5 protein-coding genes are annotated in these 3621 nt (G+C 74.4%); 1 reads left to right on the top strand and 4 read right to left on the bottom strand.

The features are described 5' to 3' along the window. The 3 genes from mnmA to DVA66_RS18215 form a co-directional block, all read right to left on the bottom strand. Positions 1 to 913 (bottom strand): tRNA 2-thiouridine(34) synthase MnmA (gene mnmA / locus DVA66_RS18225; protein WP_114561313.1); only part of this gene is annotated, 913 nt, incomplete at its 3' end. 178 nt (positions 914 to 1091) lie between these two features. Then, complete coding sequence (locus DVA66_RS18220; RefSeq protein ID WP_114561311.1) at positions 1092 to 1322, bottom strand: hypothetical protein; 231 nt, start codon at positions 1320 to 1322, stop codon at positions 1092 to 1094. A gap of 47 nt (positions 1323 to 1369) precedes the next feature. Beyond that, positions 1370 to 2248 (bottom strand): phytanoyl-CoA dioxygenase family protein, encoded by an 879-nt coding sequence (locus DVA66_RS18215; protein WP_114561310.1) that lies wholly within the window; start codon positions 2246 to 2248, stop codon positions 1370 to 1372. Between the two features lie 71 nt (positions 2249 to 2319). Here DVA66_RS18215 and DVA66_RS18210 point away from each other — a divergent pair, with 71 nt between their 5' ends. Beyond that, the gene (locus tag DVA66_RS18210) at positions 2320 to 3171 is read left to right on the top strand and encodes a helix-turn-helix domain-containing protein (protein ID WP_232822054.1); all 852 of its coding nucleotides are present in this window, start codon (positions 2320 to 2322) and stop codon (positions 3169 to 3171) included. A gap of 9 nt (positions 3172 to 3180) precedes the next feature. Here the strand turns inward: DVA66_RS18210 and DVA66_RS18205 are convergent. Next, positions 3181 to 3621, bottom strand: a 441-nt coding sequence (locus DVA66_RS18205; RefSeq protein ID WP_114561309.1) for an aminotransferase class V-fold PLP-dependent enzyme, incomplete at its 5' end; no start/stop codon positions are given.

The following is a 3621-nucleotide window of genomic DNA, read 5'->3' as shown; positions in this document are numbered from 1 at the left end:
CGCGCAGCTGCACCTCCCCGTGCCAGCCCGGGGCCGGCGGGGCGGCGGTCCAGCGCGGGCGCACCCCGGTCAGCGCGTGCACCTGCAGCGCCTCGCGCGGGCCGACGGTGACGGTGTTGTCGACCGGGGAGATGTCGAGCACGAACCGCGGACGCCCGTCGGCGGCGGGGACGCCCAGCCGCAGCCCGCGGCGCTGGCCGACGGTGAAGCGGTGGCTGCCGGGATGCCGGCCGAGCACGGTGCCGTCGGCGTCGACGACGTCACCGGGCCGCTCCCCGAGCCGCTCGGCGAGGAAGCCGGCGGTGTCGCCGTCGCTGATGAAGCAGATGTCGTGGCTGTCGGGCTTGTCGGCGACCAGCAGCCCGCGCCGCGCCGCCTCCGCCCGCACCTCGGCCTTGGGGCTGTCGCCCAGCGGGAAGGCCGAGCGGGCCAGCTGGTCGGCGGTGAGCACCCCGAGCACGTAGGACTGGTCCTTGCCGGCGTCCACCGCCCGGTGCAGCTCGACGCCGTCGGGCCCGTCCACCAGCCGGGCGTAGTGACCGGTCGCCACCCGGTCGAAGCCGAGCGCGACGCCCCGCTCCAGCACCGCGGAGAACTTGATCTTCTCGTTGCAGCGCAGGCAGGGGTTCGGGGTGCGGCCGGCGGCGTACTCGGCGACGAAGTCGTCCACCACGTCCTCGGCGAAGCGGTCGGAGAGGTCCCACACGTAGAAGTCGATGCCCAGCACGTCGGCCGCCCGCCGGGCGTCGTGGGCGTCCTCCTTGGAGCAGCAGCCGCGGGCGCCGGTGCGGAAGGACTGCGGGTTCTTCGACAGCGCGAGGTGGACGCCGGTCACCTCGTGACCCGCGTCCACCATCCGCGCGGCGGCCACGGCGGAGTCGACCCCGCCGGACATCGCGACCAGAACCTTCACGTCGGCCGAGCCTACCGACCCGGTCCGACGACGACGGCGCCGAGCCCGGCACGGGCAGCTGCCCGCTGGTCACATCGTCGACAGGCTCAGGGCGCTGTGGTCACGGGGCCTTTTCGACCGGCCCAGGACGCGGTGGCTCAGCAGGCTGTCGACGGTCCCAGGCGCTGCGTCCGTCGGCTCAGTCGAGCCGGGTGCCCTCCAGCACCTTCGTGGCCCACCCGTTCTGGCAGAACCGGCAGCGGACCTCTTCCTGGCCACTGCCGAGCGGGATCACCGGGATCCAGAAGACGTGGATCCAGGTGCGCACGCCCAGCCGCTCGTACCCGCGCGGTTCCAGGCAGTACGGGCAGCGGAACGACCCGGACTCCAGCAGCTTGCGGCGCACCCGGGTGCCGAAGAAGAAGATCATGGCCTGATCGTCGCACCAGCGCCCGCGGCCGACCTCAGCGGATGCGGTCAGTGGTTGCTGGGCACCCAGCCCTCCCCGCAGGTCCCGCCGAACGCCGAGGCGTCGATGTGGACCTCCGAGCCGTCGGCCGCCAGCAGCGGCTGGTAGCTGCTCGCCACCTCCCGGCTGCCCTCGGGGATGTAGTGGAAGATCAGTGAGCGGCGGAACCGGTCGGCGGTGGTGTTGGGCTTCGAGCCGTGCACCAGGCTGCCGTGGAAGATCAGGGCGTCGCCGGCCTTCATCTCGGTCTGCACCACCCGCAGGTGGTCGGGGATGTGCACGGTGATCGAGGTGAACGACTCGGCGGCGTCGGCCTCCTCCGGGCAGGAGATCTCGTAGCGGTGGGTGCCGGGCACCACGCCGAGCGCCCCGTTGGCCTCGTCGCAGTCGTCGACGGCGATCCAGGCGGCCACGCAGGTCTCGGGGTGGGACTGCAGGAAGTAGTTGTCCTGGTGCATGGCCTGGCCGCGGGCGCCGGCGGGCTTGAAGTAGAACATCGACTGCGCGGCCCAGACCGGGGCCTGGAGGGCGTCGCGGACGCGCCCGACCACCCGCTCCTCCAGCAGCCAGCGCCGGGCCAGCTGGCCGGGGGTGTGGTCGCCGCGGTGCGGGTGGATCATCCGGGGGTAGGCGCGCAGCGGGTCGCCCTCGGGGATCTCGTCGAAGGAGCCGCCGGTGCCGTCGGTCTCCATGTGGGTGGTGAAGGCCTCGCGGACCTCGGCGATCTCCTGCTCGTCGAGCAGACCGCGCAGCTGCACCGCACCGTTGCGGCGGTAGGCGTCGGCGAGCGCGGCCGGGTCGACGGCGTCGGCGGGGAAGGTCTCCAGGCCGGTCACGTCGGAGACGTCGGGGTGACCGGCGGGAGCCTCGGAGAGGGTGTTCGTCATACCTCTCAGCCTGGTCGGACCGGCCGGGGTGTGGAATGGGCACCGAGGTCACGGACATGGAGGATCCTGCTGTGTCGTTCGAGACGCCCGCGGTCGAGCTGCCGCCTCCCGCCGTCCGCCGGGTCAGCGCCGGCGAGTTCAGCGAGGGGGTGCGCTACCACGTCCGGCGCTCCCGCGGCACCGACGACTGGCTGCTGCTGCACACCGTCGACGGTGCCGGGCTGCTGCTGACCGCCGACGACCGGCAGATGGCGGTCGGCGCGGACCAGGCGGTGCTGGTGCGACCGGGGACGGTGCAGGAGTACGGCACCGACCCCGCGGCCGGCCGCTGGGAGCTGCTGTGGACCCACTTCCGCCCACCGCCGACCTGGGTGGCGCTGCTGGACTGGCCCGAGGTGGCCACCGGTGTCGGGCACCTGCGGCTGGGTGCGGAGGTGGCCGAGCGGGTCCGTCGGGCCCTGCTGGACGCCGCCCGCGCCAGCCGGATGGCGGTCGGGCGGCCCGAGCTGTTCGCCCAGAACGCGCTCGAGGCGGCGCTGCTGTGGTACGACACCCAGAACCCCCGGCAGCGGCTCCTGGACGAGCGGGTGCTGCGGGTGCTCGAGCACATCGACGCCCACCTGGCCGAGGACCTCGACGTGCAGGACCTGGCCCGGGTGGCGCACCTGTCGGCGTCCCGGCTCAGCCACCTGTTCAGCGCCCAGGTGGGCAGCCCGCCGCTGCGCCACCTGGACGCGCAGCGGATGGAGCTGGCCGCCGAGCTGCTCGAGCTGACCAGCCAGCCGGTGGCCGAGGTGGCGTGGCGGGTGGGCTATGGCGACCCGCTGTACTTCTCCACCCGCTTCCGCCGCCGGCACGGGGTCAGCCCGACCCGCTACCGCCGCGAGCGCCGGGGTCAGCAGCAGGAGCGGCCGATCGGCTGAGGCGGTCGGTCAGCCACCGACCCGGCGGGCCCGCTCGACGGCGCCGGGCAGCGCGGTGAGCAGGGCGTCGACGTCGGCCGCTGAGGACGCGGCGCCGAAGGAGACCCGCAGCGATCCGCGGGCGGCCTCCTCCCCCGCCCCCATGGCCAGCAGCACCGGGCTGGGCTGGATGACCCCGGCCGAGCAGGCCGAGCCGGTCGAGCAGTCCAGACCGGCGGCGTCCAGCAGCATCAGCAGGTCGTCGGAGCGCAACCCGTCGAAGCCGAGGTTGACGATGGCCGGGGACGTCCGCTCGCCCCCGTGCACCCGCCAGCCGGTCAGGTCGGTGGCCGCCAGCCCGTCGAGCAGCCGCGTCCGCAGCCCCGCCCAGGTGGCGGTCCGCTCGGTGCGCCGGGCCACCGCGTCGGCGCAGGCCGCGGCGAGGGCGGCCGCGAGCGCGGTCGGGACGGT

This window comes from Desertihabitans aurantiacus (assembly GCF_003344635.1).
Taxonomy (GTDB): domain Bacteria; phylum Actinomycetota; class Actinomycetes; order Propionibacteriales; family Propionibacteriaceae; genus Desertihabitans; species Desertihabitans aurantiacus.
The sequence above is the reverse complement of the archived record's forward strand: the minus strand, read 5'-3'. Positions and strand labels throughout refer to the sequence as shown.

What these genes read in the sequence shown, in the direction of transcription:
- DVA66_RS18220 (WP_114561311.1), bottom strand. Translation starts at nt 1,322, where the DNA reads ATGATCTTCTTCTTCGGCACCCGGGTGCGCCGCAAGCTGCTGGAGTCC.
- DVA66_RS18215 (WP_114561310.1), bottom strand. Translation starts at nt 2,248, where the DNA reads ATGACGAACACCCTCTCCGAGGCTCCCGCCGGTCACCCCGACGTCTCC.